Origin of the sequence: Bradyrhizobium sp. CIAT3101 (genome assembly GCF_029714945.1) — a bacterium.
In the GTDB taxonomy this organism is placed as follows: Bacteria; Pseudomonadota; Alphaproteobacteria; order Rhizobiales; family Xanthobacteraceae; genus Bradyrhizobium.
Genome location: NZ_CP121634.1, coordinates 6,833,166 through 6,850,584, shown reverse-complemented (window position 1 = coordinate 6,850,584; position 17,419 = coordinate 6,833,166). Strand labels below are relative to the sequence as shown.

At 54.5% G+C, this 17,419-nt stretch carries 10 protein-coding genes; 7 read left to right on the top strand and 3 right to left on the bottom strand.

Going from position 1 to position 17,419, the window contains the following annotated elements; translation table 11 throughout:
* Position 1 precedes the first annotated feature (1 nt).
* From QA645_RS32080 to QA645_RS32065, 4 genes are all read left to right on the top strand, one after another.
* A complete protein-coding gene (locus tag QA645_RS32080) occupies positions 2-3,907 on the top strand; it encodes a condensation domain-containing protein (RefSeq protein WP_283045276.1) in 3,906 nt (1,301 codons plus the stop codon).
* Between the two features lie 80 nt (positions 3,908-3,987).
* Positions 3,988-5,505, top strand: a complete 1,518-nt coding sequence (locus QA645_RS32075; RefSeq protein WP_283045275.1) for a hypothetical protein — start codon at positions 3,988-3,990, stop codon at positions 5,503-5,505.
* Between the two features lie 115 nt (positions 5,506-5,620).
* Positions 5,621-6,427 (top strand): TIGR04325 family methyltransferase, encoded by an 807-nt coding sequence (locus tag QA645_RS32070; RefSeq protein WP_283045274.1) that lies wholly within the window; start codon positions 5,621-5,623, stop codon positions 6,425-6,427.
* A 290-nt stretch (positions 6,428-6,717) separates the two neighbouring features.
* Positions 6,718-7,980, top strand: coding sequence for a lipopolysaccharide biosynthesis protein (locus QA645_RS32065; protein ID WP_283045273.1), 1,263 nt, complete (start codon positions 6,718-6,720; stop codon positions 7,978-7,980).
* 575 nt (positions 7,981-8,555) lie between these two features.
* Here QA645_RS32065 and QA645_RS32060 read toward each other — a convergent pair.
* Entirely contained in the window at positions 8,556-10,802 is a 2,247-nt protein-coding gene (locus QA645_RS32060; RefSeq protein ID WP_283045272.1) for a polysaccharide biosynthesis tyrosine autokinase, read from the bottom strand.
* A gap of 278 nt (positions 10,803-11,080) precedes the next feature.
* Between QA645_RS32060 and QA645_RS32055 the strand changes: the two genes are divergently transcribed.
* From QA645_RS32055 to QA645_RS32045, 3 genes are all read left to right on the top strand, one after another.
* Positions 11,081-12,400 carry a hypothetical protein gene (locus QA645_RS32055; protein WP_283045271.1) on the top strand — a complete coding sequence of 440 codons (1,320 nt, stop codon included), beginning with the start codon at positions 11,081-11,083 and terminating at the stop codon, positions 12,398-12,400.
* A 181-nt stretch (positions 12,401-12,581) separates the two neighbouring features.
* Positions 12,582-13,379: a methyltransferase domain-containing protein gene (locus QA645_RS32050; RefSeq protein WP_283045270.1), complete on the top strand. Its 798-nt coding sequence runs from the start codon at positions 12,582-12,584 to the stop codon at positions 13,377-13,379.
* A 165-nt stretch (positions 13,380-13,544) separates the two neighbouring features.
* Positions 13,545-14,834 (top strand): hypothetical protein, encoded by a 1,290-nt coding sequence (locus tag QA645_RS32045; protein WP_283045269.1) that lies wholly within the window; start codon positions 13,545-13,547, stop codon positions 14,832-14,834.
* On the opposite strand, the gene QA645_RS32040 is transcribed toward QA645_RS32045, so the two are convergent.
* On the bottom strand, positions 14,831-15,229 hold the full coding sequence (locus tag QA645_RS32040) for a GtrA family protein (RefSeq protein ID WP_283045268.1): 399 nt from the start codon (positions 15,227-15,229) through the stop codon (positions 14,831-14,833). The genes QA645_RS32045 and QA645_RS32040 overlap by 4 nt on opposite strands.
* Positions 15,230-15,241: 12 nt before the next feature.
* Positions 15,242-16,699 (bottom strand): UbiA family prenyltransferase, encoded by a 1,458-nt coding sequence (locus QA645_RS32035; protein WP_283045267.1) that lies wholly within the window; start codon positions 16,697-16,699, stop codon positions 15,242-15,244.
* Between the last annotated feature and the right edge of the window lie 720 nt (positions 16,700-17,419).

Genomic DNA, 17,419 nt, shown 5'->3' with positions numbered 1-17,419 from the left:
AATGACCGTTCTAAATCCTATGCAGGGAGGTCGAGGTGCTCCTGGGGCGTCCGCCAGATCGGACGGCGACGTATTTGCGTTTCCGGTTTCGCCCGCACAAAGGCGAATCTGGATTGCCAATCAGAAGCGACCGGCGAGTTCAGCATACAACGCCTCATTCCGCTGGAGTCTTCAAGGCTCACTCGATCTCTCTGCGCTGCAGCGCAGCTTCAACGAAATTGTCGCCCGGCACGAGGTTCTCCGGGCAACATTTGCGTCCGTTGATGGAGACATTTGTCAGCTGATTGCACCCTCGCTCAGTTTGCTAATTCCGGTGGTCGATCTTCGGCATCTGTCCGGCTTGCGACAAGAGGCCGAGATAGACAGAATCTGTGCGGCAGAGGCGGCGCGTCTGTTCAATCTCGAGAGAGGCCCGCTGATTCGTGTCGGGCTTCTGCGTACCGACGAGTTTCGATATGTCCTGATGTTGACCCTTCATCACATCATCTGTGATGGCTGGTCGATTGGCGTCGTCATGCGCGAGTTGCAGAAGCTCTACATCGCCATTTCTGAGGAACGAGCGTCAGATCTGCCCTCCCTTTCAATTCAGTTTCCGGACTATGTCGTCTGGAGCGACGAACGAGCCGAGGAAGCGCACGAGAGAGAGCTGGGCTACTGGAGCCGCAAGTTTCATGGCTACCGACCATTCAGATTGGAGCCGGATCCGCAGGCGAAAGCTGAGCGCACGATCGATAGCGCGATAGTCTCGCGTCTCTTGCCAAAGAGCATGGCCAGTTCGCTGAAGATGTTCAGCGACCAGTACGGCGGCACGATGTTCAGCACGACGTTTGCTGCATGCCTTGCGATGCTGCATCGGTTCACGGGGGCATCGGACATTGCGATGTGGACACCTCTGGCGGGCCGGAACCAGCCCGAACTCGAGTCTCTGGTTGGGCTATTTGTGAATCAGGTGGCTCTTCGGGCTGACTTATCAAACGACCCGAGCTTGAAGCAATTAGCAGTTCGCGTCCGTGATGATATCTGGGACGCCCTTGCGCACAGTGTGGTTCCGTTCGAGAGCATTATGGAAGCGCTGCCTGACGATGCTAAGCCGCGCGACGGACAGTTTTGCTTCGTCAACTTCGTGTGTCAGCGAGCGTTCGGCGGAGCCGTTAACTCGGAGTTTGATTGGGCGGACGTTCGGGTTGCCCCAATTCCATCAGTGTCACCCGGCGCTCTCTACGATCTTAACTTTTTCTTGGTCGAGCGAGCTGAGGGGTGGCGGTTGTCGCTCGAGTACAGTACCGATCGCTACAGCGCGGCGACAGGTGATCGGCTGATTGATGGTTTCGAACAGACGCTTCGAGCCATTGTTGCAAACCCCGATATGAAGCTCTCCGAGCTGCCTTCCGCAGGGGATCACTCTCAAAACATCTCGGCGTGTCCGCCGTGCGAGTTGACGACTTCCCTCGAACCTTCGACCGCGGATGCGGGTTCGCTTGATGACGGCAGCGAATTTCCGGCCAGTGCCAGTCAGAAGCGATTTTGGAATCTCTCGCGGCTAAGACCTGACGATGCTGCGTTCAACATGCCGTCCGCGGTGCGAATTGCAGGCCCTCTTGTGGCCGAATTGCTCGAGAGAAGTCTGATCTCTCTCGTACAAAGGCACGAAGGTCTTCGTACGACGTTCCGAGAGCAGGATGGCGAACTAAGCCAGATTATTTGGGCCCGTGGAAATTGTGAGCTGCATTTCTCCGATCTGAGCGAGGTATTGCCCCAAGGGAATTCTGATCTGGATAAATTGCTACGTGATGAGACGCAAAAGCCGTTTGACCTCGAGTGTGGGCCTCTGGCGAGAGTACGACTACTCCGCCTCAGCCCGGAGGATCACGTTCTGGTTGTTGTTGTGCACCACATCATCTCCGATGGATGGTCTCAAAGCATTCTGCAGCGTGAGTTCTGGGCCATGTACGAGGCGTTCGCCGGAGATCGGGCTGCCGCCCTTGCGCCATTATCTGTCCAGTATGCGGATTTTGCAGTTTGGCAAAACCAATGGCTTGAGTCTGACGAGGCCAATCAGCACTTGGCATATTGGATCAAGTCGCTCGCTGGACCTCTTCCCGTGCTGGATTTTCCGAGCGATCATCCTCCTGGTCAGCGGCATCAGGTTCGCGGCGCAATCGAGAGAGTTCGATTGGAAGGAAGGTTGGTCGAGCGGCTGAAGGAGCGGAGCCGGTCGGCGAATGTCACGATGTACATGCTAACTTTGGCAGCATTTGCGATTTTGCTGGAGCGCTACACAAATCAGCAAGACTTGACGATAGGATCCCCAAGCGCGAACCGTAGCACACAGACAGAGTCTGTAATCGGCCCGTTCTCCGGACCAATCGCAATTAGGCTTAATCTGGCGGACGATCCGCGGTTGAGCGATGTTCTGGAATACGTTAGCGGCGTCGTTATGGATGCGCTCGATCACGCCGTTTTGCCATTCGAGAGCATACTGGCGCAACTCAAAATGCGATCTGTGCGGGGCAGAAATCCACTGTTTCAGTTCTACTTTCTATATCAATCCGCATTTTTGCAGCGGCGTGAGGCGGGGAATCTCGCCATTACGCCGGTTCCGTCGATCAGCGTCGGAAATCCGTTTGAGCTTCAACTCGCAATCATCGAGCGCGAGGGCGAGGTGTGGTTGACCGTTGAGTATGATCAGGGTCTCTTTGAGCCGGTCTCAATACGCAACATCATATCCTACTATCGATCAATACTCGAGGAAGTTGCAGAGAGGCCAGGCAAGCGAATTTCCCAGCTGATTCCGCCGATTGTCCCGCGGCCCGTCCATCCGGCGACTATTGTCCCGATGCCCTTCCAGGAATTTGTTGGGCCCCGCAATCTAGTTGAGGCGAAGCTAGCGTCGATTTGGGAGAGGCTTTTTGAGCTGCCGAAGGTCGGTGTCCGCGACGACTTCTTCGAGCTCGGCGGGCATTCGCTATTGGCAGCTTCATTAATTGCAGAGATACAGAAGGAGTTTGGCGTTAAGACAGATTTGTCAAAGTTGCTGGTCGATCGTACGATCGAGCAGGTCGCCGTGGCTATAACGGTTGGTAACGATGGCCAGCACTCTTCGCTCGTGCCCCTTCGAGAAGCCGGAACAATGATACCGCTCTTTTGTGTGCATGGTGGCGGCGGCCATGTACTTGCTTATGAAGAATTGGCCAAAGCGTTGCCTCATGATCAGCCTGTGTATGGACTTGCATCACCTGAGCTTGATGGTGCTCAAAAGGCGATGACGGTTGCTGAACTCGCCAAGTTGTATAACAGCGAAATACGTCGCACGCAGGCCAAGGGGCCCTATCGAATATGCGGGTATTCGTTCGGTGGGGTCGTCGCGTTCGAAATGGCCGCACAATTGATCGCGGAAGGGGAGGAGGTACCGATCCTTGTGATGTTGGATACGGGCAATCTCGGGTATTATCGCCATCTGCCGTTTAAGGAGTGGTACCGCTTTTGGGGCGTTCGGGGCCTTGATCGGATCAAGCGATACTACCGTCGGATTGCTGATCACAGAGCCGACGTCGCCGTCTCAAGCGCGGTCTTCTTCTTGCGGAAGAACCTGCGCTTGCAATTATGGAAGTTTGCGCAGCGGGTCGCTCGTTTGGCAGGGCGGCCAATGCCGGTTCAATTGCGAGACAACCTGACGATGTTCAAGGCGGTCGCGAGATCTTATCGGCCAAAGCCCATCTCGGCGCGCATCATTCTCTTCAGGGTAGAGGGACGCGACCCCGAGTACGACCTCAACAAATCCCTTGGGTGGGAGCTAGTCGCGCTAAAAGGTGTCAGCGTTAATTATGTGCCCGGCGATCACTTGTCATTCATGCGCGAGCCGCATGTTTGCAAGGTGGCGGAGCAACTGAGAAGCTATCTTAGTTAGCCTCCGTGAAGTCAGCTGGCTTGGGTTCTGCGGCGAAGTCATGCGTGGCCATGGGGCTTGGTCGCCGGGGAGAGCAAAGGATGCGCATTTTTGAGCTGACAACGACTGTTGTGCTAGTTGCCTATTTAACCTACCAGATCTCGCCGCATCGCGACAACTATTCATGCTTCGCCTGTCTGCCTCTCGTCTGCCTTCCGATCATCATTCTGCATTTGATAATCGAGAGCGCTCGGTGGGAGATGCTTCCCATCTACCTTGTGTTCATTGCCGCGACATATCAGGCAGTCGCCTCGCAATGGGCGATGGATGTACAAACCCACTACATCATAAATGTGCTCGGACTAGGCTGCGTGGGTGTCGGAATTGTCCTGAGCACAGTCTTTCCCGTGTTTGAGCTTCCTTCGCCAACCGGGCCATATCCTGTTGGGACCACAAGCCGTCTCTTCATCGACCGGGGCCGAACAAATCCGGCGGATCTCGGCGGGCCGCGGGAACTTATGGTGCAAATCTGGTATCCGACGGATCGGTCCTCCATGGGGAAGGTGGCCGCCTATCAGCAAAGAGCGACCACGACTGTGTGGGACGCCCGTTTCTCATTGGCAAAGACTCACTCCATAATCGATGCCTCTCTCCGCAAGTCCCAATCACGGTATCCAGTCCTCCTATATGCGCCTTCCTGGAACGGAATGCGGACTGAGAATACCCATCTGGCCGAAGAACTGGCCAGCAGAGGTTATGTCATTGTGGGAATTGATCATCCCTACAGTTCATTTGCGACGGTCTTTCCGGACGGCCATGTGATCAGGAGCAGGTTGTTGGATGAAGACTTCTACTCGACAGAATCCTCGTTCAATCGATTTCTAGAAACCGCCGAAACCGAAATCCAGGCCAGGACCGACGACGTGCGCTTCGTCGTGAATGCGTTGGGGCAACTTGATGAAGCCGATTCGGCCGACCTCTTTGCAAATCGCCTCGATCTGGATCGCCTGGGAATATTCGGCTTCTCGCTGGGCGGAGGTGTTGCTGCGCAGGCTTGTTGGCGCGACAGCAGATTCAAAGCGTGTCTCAATATGGATGGCTTTATGGCCGGTGAATCCTTGAAACAGCGAGGAATAGCCCCGCTATTTTTTATGAGCGAAGCCGATCCGATCGATCCTCAGAGGTCCTCGGAACTCAGCCTACCAAAACGCCGGGAGAAAGCATTGGATTGGGAGCAATTCGTCCAAGCACGGAAACTCTTTTCGACATTCGGAGGATATTGGCTGACGATAAAGCCGGCAAAGCACTTCAACTTCTCAGACTACGCATTCTCATCTCCCATACATTTCTTCAGTCGCTCCGGCGCGATTGATCCCGTGAGAGTCGCCGGGACGATAGATCGATATGCATTTGCGTTCTTTGAATTGTATTTGCGTGGCAACAACCATAAGTGGCTCGAGGAGCCGGTAGGTGATTTGGCGGAGTATCGCTTTGAAAAGGCGGGAAGTGCGTCTGAGGGAAGTAATAGTTCCCCACAGGCGGTTGCTACTGACCCCCATTCCGGCGGGCGAATAGATAACAAACCAATTGACGATCCAGGGTTAACTAAGAAGGATTAAAAATCGCAAGAATTCCGAATGATGTACACGTTTGGCGGGAGAAAGCGTAGTTAGTGAGTGAACTGCCCTTTGGTCGGATAACCGATCTGAGAAAAGCTAAGAGTCTTTCGTCAAGATGTCCAAGTTGCCGGCGACATTACAGCAGACCATTTCGACCCGTCCGATCCTCTTTGTTCGTGGGGCGATCGGCCATTTGCTTGCGCTGCTTCGGTCTTCCTACCTGAGGCACCGTGGCGCCTACGCGTCATTTGGCGAGGCCGTCGCGGCTGTGCGGCCGGGCGCGCTCGTTGGTTATGACAATGACGAAGTGGTTATGCATTCCTTCGAGTACATGTCGGAACTAAAGCTGGAAGACTATCCGGTCATGTTCTGGCTGGATCGGCTCTTACCTTCAGTGGATGTCATTCTAGATGCAGGTGGTCATCTTGGCACCAAGCACCGAGCTTTCGGCCGGCATTTGGAGGTGGATAGAGCGATCAACTGGACTATCTATGATTTGTCGGCGATCGTCCGCGTGGGGCGCAGGTTTCTGGAGGAAGGTAAGCTACTAGGAGTTTCGTTCATTGACGACTTGTCCGATGCTCCCGATGCGGATGTCTTGCTCGCTTCCGGCCTGTTGCAATACCTCGATGCTCCCTTCGATGTGTTCCTCAAGAAGTTGCCGGCGCTTCCGCGGCATTTGCTGATAAACAAGATTCAGACGCGCGAAGGTCCTACAGTCGTAACACTCGAGAACTTCGGATGCGCGGAGATCCCGTACCAGATTCGCAACAGAACGGAGTTTGTTGCGACACTTGGAGAGCTTGGTTACGACATTATAGATGAGTGGTTAATTCCGAGCTTGTCCCGAACTATTCAGACTCATCCACATTTGGGGCGTTCAGTTAGCCGTGGCTATTATGCAAGGCTGCGCGAGATCTAGATATTGCTTCCCGCGACCGACATTGGAGTAAGTACCAATTGCTCCTCCGAACCAGGCCTGGAAGTCGTATTGCGAAATGAATAGTGACAGATTAACGTAAGACGGGTGCTTGGGTAGCTGAGCAGGGACGCGCCAATGGGACGGGCCGGCCCATTTTCAAATCCCTGGTAGTTCTGCGTGCCGTCTCGTTTGCCGCGGCGAGAGGGCGGGCGGTGCCGCGGAGTTCACAATGGCACAGAAAATATTGCAGTATGCCTCGGATTGCAGAGTTCTTCCGGCCGAAGTTACCAATGATCCGGCTCGTTGCTGGTTCGATTGGCAGTTTGTCCATCGGTGTCGTCGCGCAGGCCGTGGCATTTGTACTTCTTGCCCGGTCCCTCGGCGCTGCTCAATTTGGCGAATTGACGACGATCAGCGCAGTGACGGCCCTAGCAAACGCGTGGTGCGGACTTGGTCCCGGCGAGGCGCTGCGCCGCATCGTCAGCCGCGACTCTGGACGATACGCCGAGGCCCTCGGCCATACTCTGCTCATGATCCTTCTTACAGGCGTCGTACTGACAGTATTGGTTGTCGCCAGCATGCTCTTTGCCGCAACAGTGGACAGAGGTGACCCCACGATATGGCTCCAGATTCTGCTGCTTTTCGTGCCAATCAACGTGGTATTTCCTTCATTCCTCAGTTTGGTCGAGAATATCTTTCTGGCTCGCGGGGATTTTAGAACAGCCAATTTTATCAATGGCGGGACCGGGGTGGCGCGCGCGTTAGCTGCGCTGGTCGCCTGTAGCATTGTTGGTATGAATTCGCTGGAGGTCTGGGCGGTATGGTGGGCCGGTATCCACATCGCGATTGGGCTTATGTGCGTCGTGTTGATCTGGCGTTTTGGACGTCCGCACTGGTGTGTGCTTCGTCAGGAGATCTGGCTCGGAGGAAGTCTCGCCCTTTCAAGTTTCCTCATCATGCTCCGCCATAGTGTGGACGTTCTGGTGCTGAGCGCTATCGCGTCGCCCGACTTCGTCGGTGTCTACGGCGCGGGCCGTAGATTGATAGGCGCAGCGCTCGTCGTGCCGGGCGCATTTGATCGCGTCATTTATGGTAGACTCGCAGTTGCCGGCCGAGATGGGCCCCTGGCGAGCTTGGCGCTTGCTACAAAATATCTTCCCTACTCGGTTGGGATCAGCGCGGGAACGAGTGTCTGTCTCTTCCTGATAGCACCGTATATGCCGTTTGTGTTCGGTCACGCCTTCCTGGCAGCTTCAGACGTGGTGAGAACCCTCGCGTGGACGGTGATCCCGACCGCTGTACAATTCCTTGCGTTTGACGCTCTCAACGCGGCAGAGCACCACAGAATATCGACGGTCGTAAGTGGTGTAACGAATGCGGTTGGTGCGATGATGGTTGTTTTGCTTGGCGCAAGCTACGGCACTGCCGGGATCTATGGCGCGCTGTACTTCTCGGACGTCTCGCGCGGAGGGGGATTGTGGGTAGCCCTTCACCTGGCGGCGCGCCGGCAACGGCACGAAGAGGCCTACCAGGTCGCAGTCGAAAAATCGTGAAGCGGGAGTAGGGAACTTTCATGGTGAAAGCTCGCTAAGGCTGCCTGCTTCTAAGCTTAAGCCATCGCGCCAAGTCTGGCATGGCGATTTGAAAGTTCGCGGCTGTGAGGCAGGGGATTGCGGCTAGTGCGGCCGAAGGTCATCTGTCGACGGAGCAACGCCCGGCTGCGCCCATCCAGCACGATAGCTGAAGAACGACGCAAGCACGAGACGGGAGACGCAATCTCGATTGCATAGGAGCTGGCAAGTCCGATGCCACGGAAGCCAGAATAGGACGGTGTTCGATGGAAGCACCAGACGCATCTGAAGCACCATAGAGATCGGTTGATGCAGGAGGCAACCATTCGCTCAACGCATTAGGATGATAGGGTTCGCGACCGCTTAATCCCGATCGGGCACCTCTCATGGATCAAATCAGATGGCAGGCGGACGCAGTGGCCGCTACGGACGTCTGGGCGTCAGGTTCTCTACCCAATCACCACGGAATCTTATCAATCAGACGCAGACTTCGCCATCCAACGCTGCACCCAATTGAGATGAGCGGCGTTGGGAAGGCTGAGGGCCCGTGCGAAACTCTAGTGCGTGTATCCGTACTGCGAGTAGTGCTTGTTGACATAGTAGGTCCGGGTCTCACCGTCGTACTTATGCAGCTTATCCATGTCGACTTTGTTCAGGATAACCCCGAGTGTATTCTCGGAAATTCCGGGCGCTCTGCCAAGCGCGTGTTCGACAACGTCAACCTTCGTGGCACCCCATTCGACAACGAACAGATATGCATCGATCAGGTGGGTTGTTGCCTTTGCATCAATTACAGGTGCAAGGGGCGGCAAGTCTACGATGATGTAGGCATACTCTTCCCGGAGCTTGTCGATAAATGTCTTTGTGAGCTGCGCACCCATGATCTCGTTGCTTTGGACGAAAAGACCATTGGTGATCGTAGGCAGGAACGACAGGTACTTGGTGTGGTCGGACCAAATTGCTTCCGTAAGCGGCGTTCTTCCCGAGATAACGTCGAGAAAGCCGACGTTCGCTTGGGAGGCCAACGTGCGAGTCAGCGCTGGATTTCGGAGATCGAAATCGAGGAGCATCACTTTGGCTCCGGCGGCAGCTATGGTTAGCGCAAGAGAGGCCGCGACAGTCGATTTGCCCTCTCTGGGAAGCGAGGATGTCATACCGATCACCTTGGCACCCTTGCCTGGGCAATTCAGATCAATCGACAACTTTATAGAACGCATGGCTTCAGCGTGGCTCGAAAGCGGAGACTCGATGCTGGCCCAAGCTGGTCCCTTCGACCGAACGAGGCGTCTTTCTCCTGCTACCGTTGGGAGAGGGCGCGCTGGATTGCTGTCGATCTCTTCTTTCCACAGCGGCACCGGTGTGATGCAATCCTTGTGAAGCTTCCGCTCGATTTGGCCAACACTGCGAAACACGTTGTCGGTAAACTCGCGAACAAACGCTATTGCAAATCCCAGAGATATCCCTACGCCGAGAACTGCGACAGCGATCTTGAGGGGCGTTTTAAATTCGCGCTCGAGCGCGGGCGCTGCGCGAGTGATGACCCGGGCTTCTGTAACCGGGAAGGACTTTTGTTCGACGGATTCGAGATACCGCTTGTTCAGATTGTCGTAGAGCTCCTTCGTGCTTGTCGCCACACTCTCAAGTTCGCGCAACTTGACTTGGTTCCGGCTCGACGACTCCGACTGGGATACCGCCTGAGCGACTTCTGTCTCAAGACCCTTTTCCTTGCGGAGCGCAAGATCGTAATCGCTCTTGAACGCTTCGCCGACCCGACGGAGCTCGTCGACCATGCCTGAGCGAACCTGCCTCGCCTGATTGTGCAAATTGATGACCGCGAGATGGTCGCTTCCGAATTTGGCCGACCACTCCCTCTCTTTGGTGGTGAGGTCGATGAGCTGGGCCCGCAATTTGGCGATAGTCTCGTTGATAGGAACGTCGGTTACCAGAGCATTGGAATTGTCTGCAGACAGTGCCGATTGCACGACAGCGTTCACACGCTCGAGCCGCGCCTTAGCTTCTGACGTCTGTCCTCGAGCTGTCAGCAACTGGCTATTTAGTTCGGTGAGCTGCTGCTCGCTCATCAGCCGCCCGCCGGTGTCTACAATATTATTCTTGGCCTTGAATTCCACAACGGCCCGTTGGGCGGTCAAGGTCTGCTCGCGTGTTTCCTTGACTCGGCCTTCCAACCAAGTGCTCGCCTGCCGGGTCGCCTGATACTTCGAATCCAGCTGATCAGTAATATAGGCATCTGCAAACGCGTTAGCGAATCGAGCGGCCTGTTCGGGGTCACGGCTTTCATAACTGATCTCGATAATCCACGCGATTCCGAGGCGTTTCACTGTGAGATGCTTCTGAAGAACAGCGACGAGCTGCCTGGTGTATTCAAACTCAGTCGGCTGTCTTGACGATCCAAACAGGCCGCCCTGCGGCGATGGAACGTCGTCTGCCAGGTGCAGCTTCTTGATGACTTCAAGCGCTAGCTTCTCAGACTTCAGTATCTCAAGCTGGCTTTCAACGGCCGACGATGTGTCGATGATCAGTTCGCCAGCGGGCTGAAACAGCTGGAACTTGGTCGTGTCGATGCCCACTGTAGCGGTGGCCTTGTAGGACGGAGGCGCAACGAGCAGGTAGAGGCCCGTGGTGATTACGGCCAGCAAGCCAGCAAGCCCGAGCACCCACGCCTGACGGCGAAGAAACCCGAGTACCATTTGGATGTACTGAGCTGACGAACCTGAGCTTGAATGGAAATCTGAGGATTCTGTATCGAATGGAGAAACTTGATGATTCTTGCTTACATGAAGCATGAATAAATCCAATTTAATTGCCACGTGAACTGATATAGATTTAAATCTAGCACGCCTGCTTCGCTTCTTCCATGCGGAACCCAGGTCAAAAATAATCCGACGTTGGATATTTATATTAAAGTTAAGATGCTGAAATATAACAATAATATTGCCGATTGTTGCTTTTGCGTTTGGCGCGGCTTAAAGCTGCAGAGTGTCGCTCCTGTAGTGCGCGGCGCGCGCTAGGCCAACACTAGTAGTTTTGGCGGTCGAGACCGAGTAAATTTCGGAAGGTCAAAATGCCTGAATTGCTGACGCGCCCGATGGGCGCTGTTGTTGGTCGAAGATCCTCGTCACCGAACTCTAGCAAGCCGCTCAATGCAATGCGCGCCGTTACACAAGCGTCGCCATTTCCGGTGCGGCTGTTGCTTGGTATTTTTCTCATCTTCTCCTTTCCGGCATTTACTATTCAATTGGCGATGGATGCGACCGGCCGCTGGGTCGGCTCGCCGGTACTTCAAATGATCACGGTTGGCTCCGAAATGTTCGTATTCGCGGCCATCCTCGCGTCGCCGCCCACCAGAGGGCTAGTCTCCCAATCGTGGCAAATCTGGTTGCCAATTATAACCGCTTTCGTCACTGCAGCGTGGTCCTATAACCGCTTTGCCACGATCCAGGCGGCCAATACTTATATGACAACTGCCCTGCTGGGCTTGGTCATCGTTGGGTTGCTGCCCGGATTTCAATCCGTCAGGTTTGTCGTCCGGACCATGGCGGTGGGATGCTTATTGAGTATCCTGTGGGTCATATTGTTTCCCGAGACGGCCATTCATCAACTGACTGACCCATACCAGACCGTTCACGCGGGATTGTGGCGCGGAGTGTTCAGTCACAAACAAGGTCTGGGCTACTTTTCGGGAGTAACGCTCGGGCTTCTGCTTTTCTATCGCACATCGATATTTCCAGCGCCGCTATGGGCTTTCTTTTTGATTTGCAGCCTCGTCTGCCTAATCGGTACGCAATCCGCCACGGGGATTGTGGCTACGGTGATTGTGCCCGCGTTCCTGTCCATGGCATACTTTGTCGCCCGCCTACCGTTTCCGCTCCGCCAGCCGATGTTCGTTAAGTTTGCCATCGGCATCGCAGGTATCGGTCTCGCTTTCAAACTAGGTATCCTCAATTATGTGATCATCGGGATTCTTGGAAAGTCGACGGACCTCAGCGGCCGGGCCGATTTCTGGCCGATCATTCTGCAAAATTTCTATGCTTCGGGATACAGTCTGTTCGGCGGGGGATTCGGAGCGAAAATCGCCGCGGACATGTCGGAATGGAGCGTTGACAACGGTTGGATCGATAAGTTTCTTGAGTTCGGCTACGTATTTTCTCCTGTAATTTATGGAACGTTTGCTGCAATTTTGTGGAGCGGCATGCGGTTGGTGATCGCGAACCCGCGCGGGCAGGCATCAGTCAATATCTTTCCGTTCGCAATTTGGTCCGTTACTCTTATTCTCAATATCACCGAAAGCAATTTTATGACGAAATGTCTAAGCACAGTCCTCACTTCAATGGCTGTTGGACTGATCGTCCAGCAATCGCGATTGTCTTCCCAAAAACGGTAGATCGATTTCTGTCGGGACGGGTGGGTGGCTTCATCCGTCCGAGCTTTGGTCAGCCGCGATCTAGTCGAGGGAGTTCGTGATAAATGGAAGTCCTGCCACGCTCTGGAAGATCGAGTGCCTCTTGCAGAGCGCTCGCGAGTGGTCGCGATGTTCGATCGGCGTTGCTCGGAGGTAGATTGTCATGAGTATAGTGACGGAACGTTCCGCAGACGAGACACCAAACGAGCCGGCGCACGCTCGCCGCAAGACACCAATTATGGCACGCGTTCGCCCCGAGGTAGTTGCGGGCGGAATCGTGAGGGACGATGGTGAGGTTGACTTCCTTGTTCGAGCCAACGCGCTGTTGCAACCTGATATGACCGTGCTTGATTTTGGCGCAGGTCGTGGTGCGATTTTTCTGAGCGGGAAGTGGGAACTGAGAGAGCATCTTGCTAAATTTCAGGGCAAGGTCCGCAAGGTCATAGGCGTCGACGCCGATGAAGGGGTTCTCGAGCATCCTTTCCTTGACGAAAAGCATGTCATCAAGGTCGATCAACCGCTACCCTTGGCGGACGAGTCCGTTGATTTGATCATCGCACATTGGGTCTTCGAGCACATTCAAGATCCATCGCGCTTGGCTGCAGAGTTCTTCAGAGTCCTCAAGCCCGGTGGTTGGATCTGCGCTCGTACACCACATCGATGGAGTTATGTCGGGATCGTGGCTGGTATGCTCCCGGAAGGTCTCCAGCGCGGCCTTCTGAAATGGATTAAACCGGGCTTCGAAGCGCAAGATAAATTTCCAACTGCATACAAGCTGAATTCATTTAGCGCACTGAGAAAGCACTTCTCGGACGCCCAATGGCTCGATTGCTCCTACGGTATAAATTCTGCTCCTCGCTATCACTTCGAGAATCGGTGGATGTTCAAAGGGCTGTCGGCTTATCAATCTTTGGCTTGGCCCAAGACAGATATCATTGTCCTCATTCAAAAACGGGCCTGAGAGGCGCTGTGTCAGCTGGCTTCGTTCGGTCGCCGATCGCCATTGGGGACCAGTTCGAGAAGGTTGTTCAGCGGCGATCTAGTTGACGCGGGAGCTTGTCCAATGACTCAGTCGGGGGGATTACTATATTCGCAGCCACACGAGCAGCGAGGGGACATCGCGGTTATGCGGTGCGGCGTACTGCTGTGCCTGACATTTATCGGCATTCACCTCTGCCTGTTCCTGTTCGACATTGGCGATCCCACCGCTTTCATTCGAGGAGATCGAGCAAGCGAACGCCTCGATCATGTTAATCAGCTTCTCGCGGCCAGACCGTCGGAAGTTTCTAGCATAGTCCTCAACTCGGGTGTTCCGGGCGATTTTCTTCAGCACTGGGCTTTGTACGCGATTGGGGGACGGAAGCTTGTCATCCTCTGCCAGATCGGTCTGGAATTGGTGACCATCATGCTGATCTATCTGTTTGTTGTGCGTGTGTCCGCTAGCGCAAAAATCGCGACAGTGGCAGCCATGATGATCATCTTGATGCCTGGAAGCTTGTTGAACCCGCATTTGCTGGTGACAGAGACTTGGTTCGTCGCGTTCCTTGTCGCCGGTACGATCTGCGTCTGTCTGTCTGTTGGTCCGTCGCGTGAGGTATTGTCGCAAGCGCGCTTATTTATTGGATTCGCTTGCCTTGGGTTGGCATCGTTCATCCGCCCGCAAGGGCTTCTCATTCCGTTGTCATTGGCGACATTACTCGCAACTTGCATTCCGAGCGCACGCAGGACGGCGCCGCTGGCGGCCCTGCTTTCCTACGCCATTTTTCCTATTTCGTGGATGACGTTGAGATTTTTACTGGTGGGAGACTTCGGCTTGGGTCCGTCCAATGCGGATCTTCAAACAAATCTGGCGCTTCGCGCTGATCGCATTCTGTCTTTGCCGCTAGATAGTACTGGTCGTCTTGGGTTGCTGCCGTTTCTTCAACTGGCTGCAGATCACCCGCGATCACTTCTAAATACATTTTATACTGACGCGTTCAATCTGATCTTAAATCCCGGCGCCAATCATCTCTTTGGCAACTACCTCGGTTTGGGGGAGACGCCGGATGGCTTTTCCTGGCTGAAAACGAGGGATCAATTCGGAATCGCAGGTGTTATTGCCGAATTGCTAAGGCGAAACGGAACGCTGGTAGCTCTGTTCGCTGTCTGGACAGTCATCCACGCGGTCGTGCTTTTCGGAGTTGGCAGGGCCGGCGTGATGATCTCCCAAGCGGGACGGCGTACGCCTATGTGGATGTGGATCATGATTATAGTCATCGCAACGACGCTCCTTTCCGCGTTTGCGGCGGGGCTCGTCAGGTGGAATCTTCGATCTGGTGTTGAGCCGTTGCTCGCGGTCTTGGCCGCCTACGGCCTGTTGAGTGAGAGACCGCAAGCGCAGTTGACAGTGCGCGGAAAGGCCGGCGATTTGCATTAGGCGACTTTTCGAAACACGAAGGATTTGTCCAGCGCGTATTTTGAAGCATAGCCGACGGCTAGACCCAGCCCGGCACCGCCATACTTTGCGAGGTCTGATTGCCAAATATGGAAAAAGGATAGTTCGGTCGCCCAAAATAGGGCGGTAGTGGCCACGCCGGATGTGCCGTAAAGGACTATCTTCTTTAACTCTGCTGTGGATGCTGCGTATCGGTCGTTGAATATCCACCGCTTATCGAGAACGTATTTGATCACGAACCCTGCGGCAGTTCCTGAGATCATCGAGACCATAAGGGCCGCTTGGGACGTCGATACCTCGATGACAAGCTTTTGCACCGCAAGATTGGCGACAATCGATAGCATCGCAAACAGAAGATAACGTGTAGCGACAGTCATCGTTGATTACTGTCACATGGCGCACAGAATAAGTACGCCGACCACCAAGCCGGCCACGAGGCTGTTTTTGTCACGTAGTGCAAATGCAATCGGGTCGTCCTCCATGTGTCTGCGGTGGGCCATCATCAAGGCTCGGCTTATCCAATAGAGCAGCACTGGGCAAATGAGCCAAAGGAATTGAGGGTGTCGATATAGCGAGTGGACAGCGTCGGACGAGATATAAAGCGCGAAGACGGTGATAGCGTTAAAGCCGGCGGCTGCAGCGAGCCCCGCGACGACGTCGAGATCAGCGAGCTTATAGTTACGGTTCTCCGGCTCTGGTAGACCCGAGTCCGTCCTCACGGCGAGTTCGACGTAGCGTTTGATCAGCGCAAGTGAGGTGAAGAAGAACATTGAGAATGCGAGGAGCCATTCGGAGAACATGACGTCGACGGCGGCTGCACCGGCGACGAGGCGGACAACATAAAGCATTGCTAACGCAATGACATCGACAAGCATCTTTCGCTTGAGGATAAACGAGTATGCCGTGGTCAGAGCAAAGTAGCCGAGAAGGACGCCGAGGAACTCCAGCGAAACGAGCGCTCCAACCAGCATGGATGATGCGAATAAAACGGGGACGGCAAGGATGCCTTGCGAAGGCGGAATAGCTCCACTCGCGAGAGGGCGATTTCTTTTAGTCGGATGTCGCCGGTCCGCCTGCAAATCAGCAAGATCGTTTACGACATACACACTCGAGGCACATAGTGAAAATGCCATAAAGGCAAGAACCGCTTCTGTGATACTCGCGAGCGAGAATCTATGTGCGAGCAGGAGCGGAACAAAAATTAGTGTGTTCTTGGCGTACTGGTGAACGCGCAGCAACTTTGCCCAGGTTCTCCAAGTCGGTTGTTGAGACGATAAATGCTCTGGCTCCGCCCCTTGTTGGTCGAGAGCTCGTCTGACTGCTGCTGGAGTTCGGATCGAGATGGCTCGGGCGGCCTTAGCCCAAACAGGAAGATCTGCTCTGTCGTTTCCGATGTAATCGTAGCCACCTTCGCCAAATTCGGCTACGAGGCGCGCTGCTTTCGTATCTGAGGCCAGATTTTCGGTTTGGTTCGACGCGAACCAACCTGAGAAGATTCCGAGGTGGTCCGCGACTGCTTTTACTAAGCGCTCGTTGCTTGCGGATGCGAGGTAAACTGGACGCCCCTCATCTCTTGCGCTTTCGATGCGTGCCAGCACTGCCTGCTCGTAGGGGAGGGTCGCGGGGTCGAGCGCGGCAGACTGGGCGAGCCGGTGCTTCAGCGCAGCTTTGCCCTGCGACAGAGCGGTGCAGAGGCCTAGAAGAGACCAGGGATTTCTTCCAAGCTCGGAAAAGCCGGTTTCAACTAGAAGATCTGTTCTTATCAAGGTGCCGTCGAGGTCGACCACCAAAGGCCTGCGTAGGACGTCGGAAACGGCTTCGGTTGGATGCGGAACGGTCGTCAGCATTTCGGGCAACCTTCAAAAGAACGCAATGAAAACGATTTGAAATAGTAGTCTCCAACTCTAGGCCGGGTCGGTTGGCGAGGCGAGTCCACTCGAAAGGTTATGTAAACGCGCAAATCAGGTTGCGTAGGGAACTCCAGGTTAAGAGCTCTAAAATGGGGCCCATAGTTAGTGAACCGAAGTCCTTGAGGCGTCGCGGCCGGCCGAATTCCGTGGGGGCGCGCTTCCGTATCACCAGCAACTGGATGATTGATTCCCGATGTACTCATTCCCGCACCTAATCCGGACCGGGCAGCGTTGGGTGTAGGGTTATTTGATACCACAAAGATAATTGTAGGTAACCGGGTGCGGATATCCGGTAAAAAGGGCCAAAGGTTTCACATTTTGAACAATTTGGGTTCCCAGCGCCGCCTCAATAGGCAATTAACCATATTTTGTTGCGTTTGGGGGCAAGATAAGGTGCCGCGGGCATGCAGCCGCGGCATCGGAGTCTTCGATTTAATAAGGGGACGACATTGGTGGATCCGATCTATTCGGGGGCAATAGTAGGCGGCGGTTATCAGATCGCACGCGTCGGGTCGGGTAGTGTTCGATTGAGCCAATTAGTAATTCAATCTTCGCCGAATAATCAAATTAAATGGCGCGATGGTTTCGTAAAACTCTACGGTTCCCAAAAGCCCGATCTTTATAAGTGTTCCTTAGTTTGAACCAGTATTTTGATCT

What these genes read in the sequence shown, in the direction of transcription:
- QA645_RS32080 (WP_283045276.1), top strand. Translation starts at nt 2, where the DNA reads ATGACCGTTCTAAATCCTATGCAGGGAGGTCGAGGTGCTCCTGGGGCG.
- QA645_RS32075 (WP_283045275.1), top strand. Translation starts at nt 3,988, where the DNA reads ATGCGCATTTTTGAGCTGACAACGACTGTTGTGCTAGTTGCCTATTTA.
- QA645_RS32070 (WP_283045274.1), top strand. Translation starts at nt 5,621, where the DNA reads ATGTCCAAGTTGCCGGCGACATTACAGCAGACCATTTCGACCCGTCCG.
- QA645_RS32065 (WP_283045273.1), top strand. Translation starts at nt 6,718, where the DNA reads ATGATCCGGCTCGTTGCTGGTTCGATTGGCAGTTTGTCCATCGGTGTC.
- QA645_RS32060 (WP_283045272.1), bottom strand. Translation starts at nt 10,802, where the DNA reads ATGCTTCATGTAAGCAAGAATCATCAAGTTTCTCCATTCGATACAGAA.
- QA645_RS32055 (WP_283045271.1), top strand. Translation starts at nt 11,081, where the DNA reads ATGCCTGAATTGCTGACGCGCCCGATGGGCGCTGTTGTTGGTCGAAGA.
- QA645_RS32050 (WP_283045270.1), top strand. Translation starts at nt 12,582, where the DNA reads ATGAGTATAGTGACGGAACGTTCCGCAGACGAGACACCAAACGAGCCG.
- QA645_RS32045 (WP_283045269.1), top strand. Translation starts at nt 13,545, where the DNA reads ATGCGGTGCGGCGTACTGCTGTGCCTGACATTTATCGGCATTCACCTC.
- QA645_RS32040 (WP_283045268.1), bottom strand. Translation starts at nt 15,229, where the DNA reads ATGACTGTCGCTACACGTTATCTTCTGTTTGCGATGCTATCGATTGTC.
- QA645_RS32035 (WP_283045267.1), bottom strand. Translation starts at nt 16,699, where the DNA reads ATGCTGACGACCGTTCCGCATCCAACCGAAGCCGTTTCCGACGTCCTA.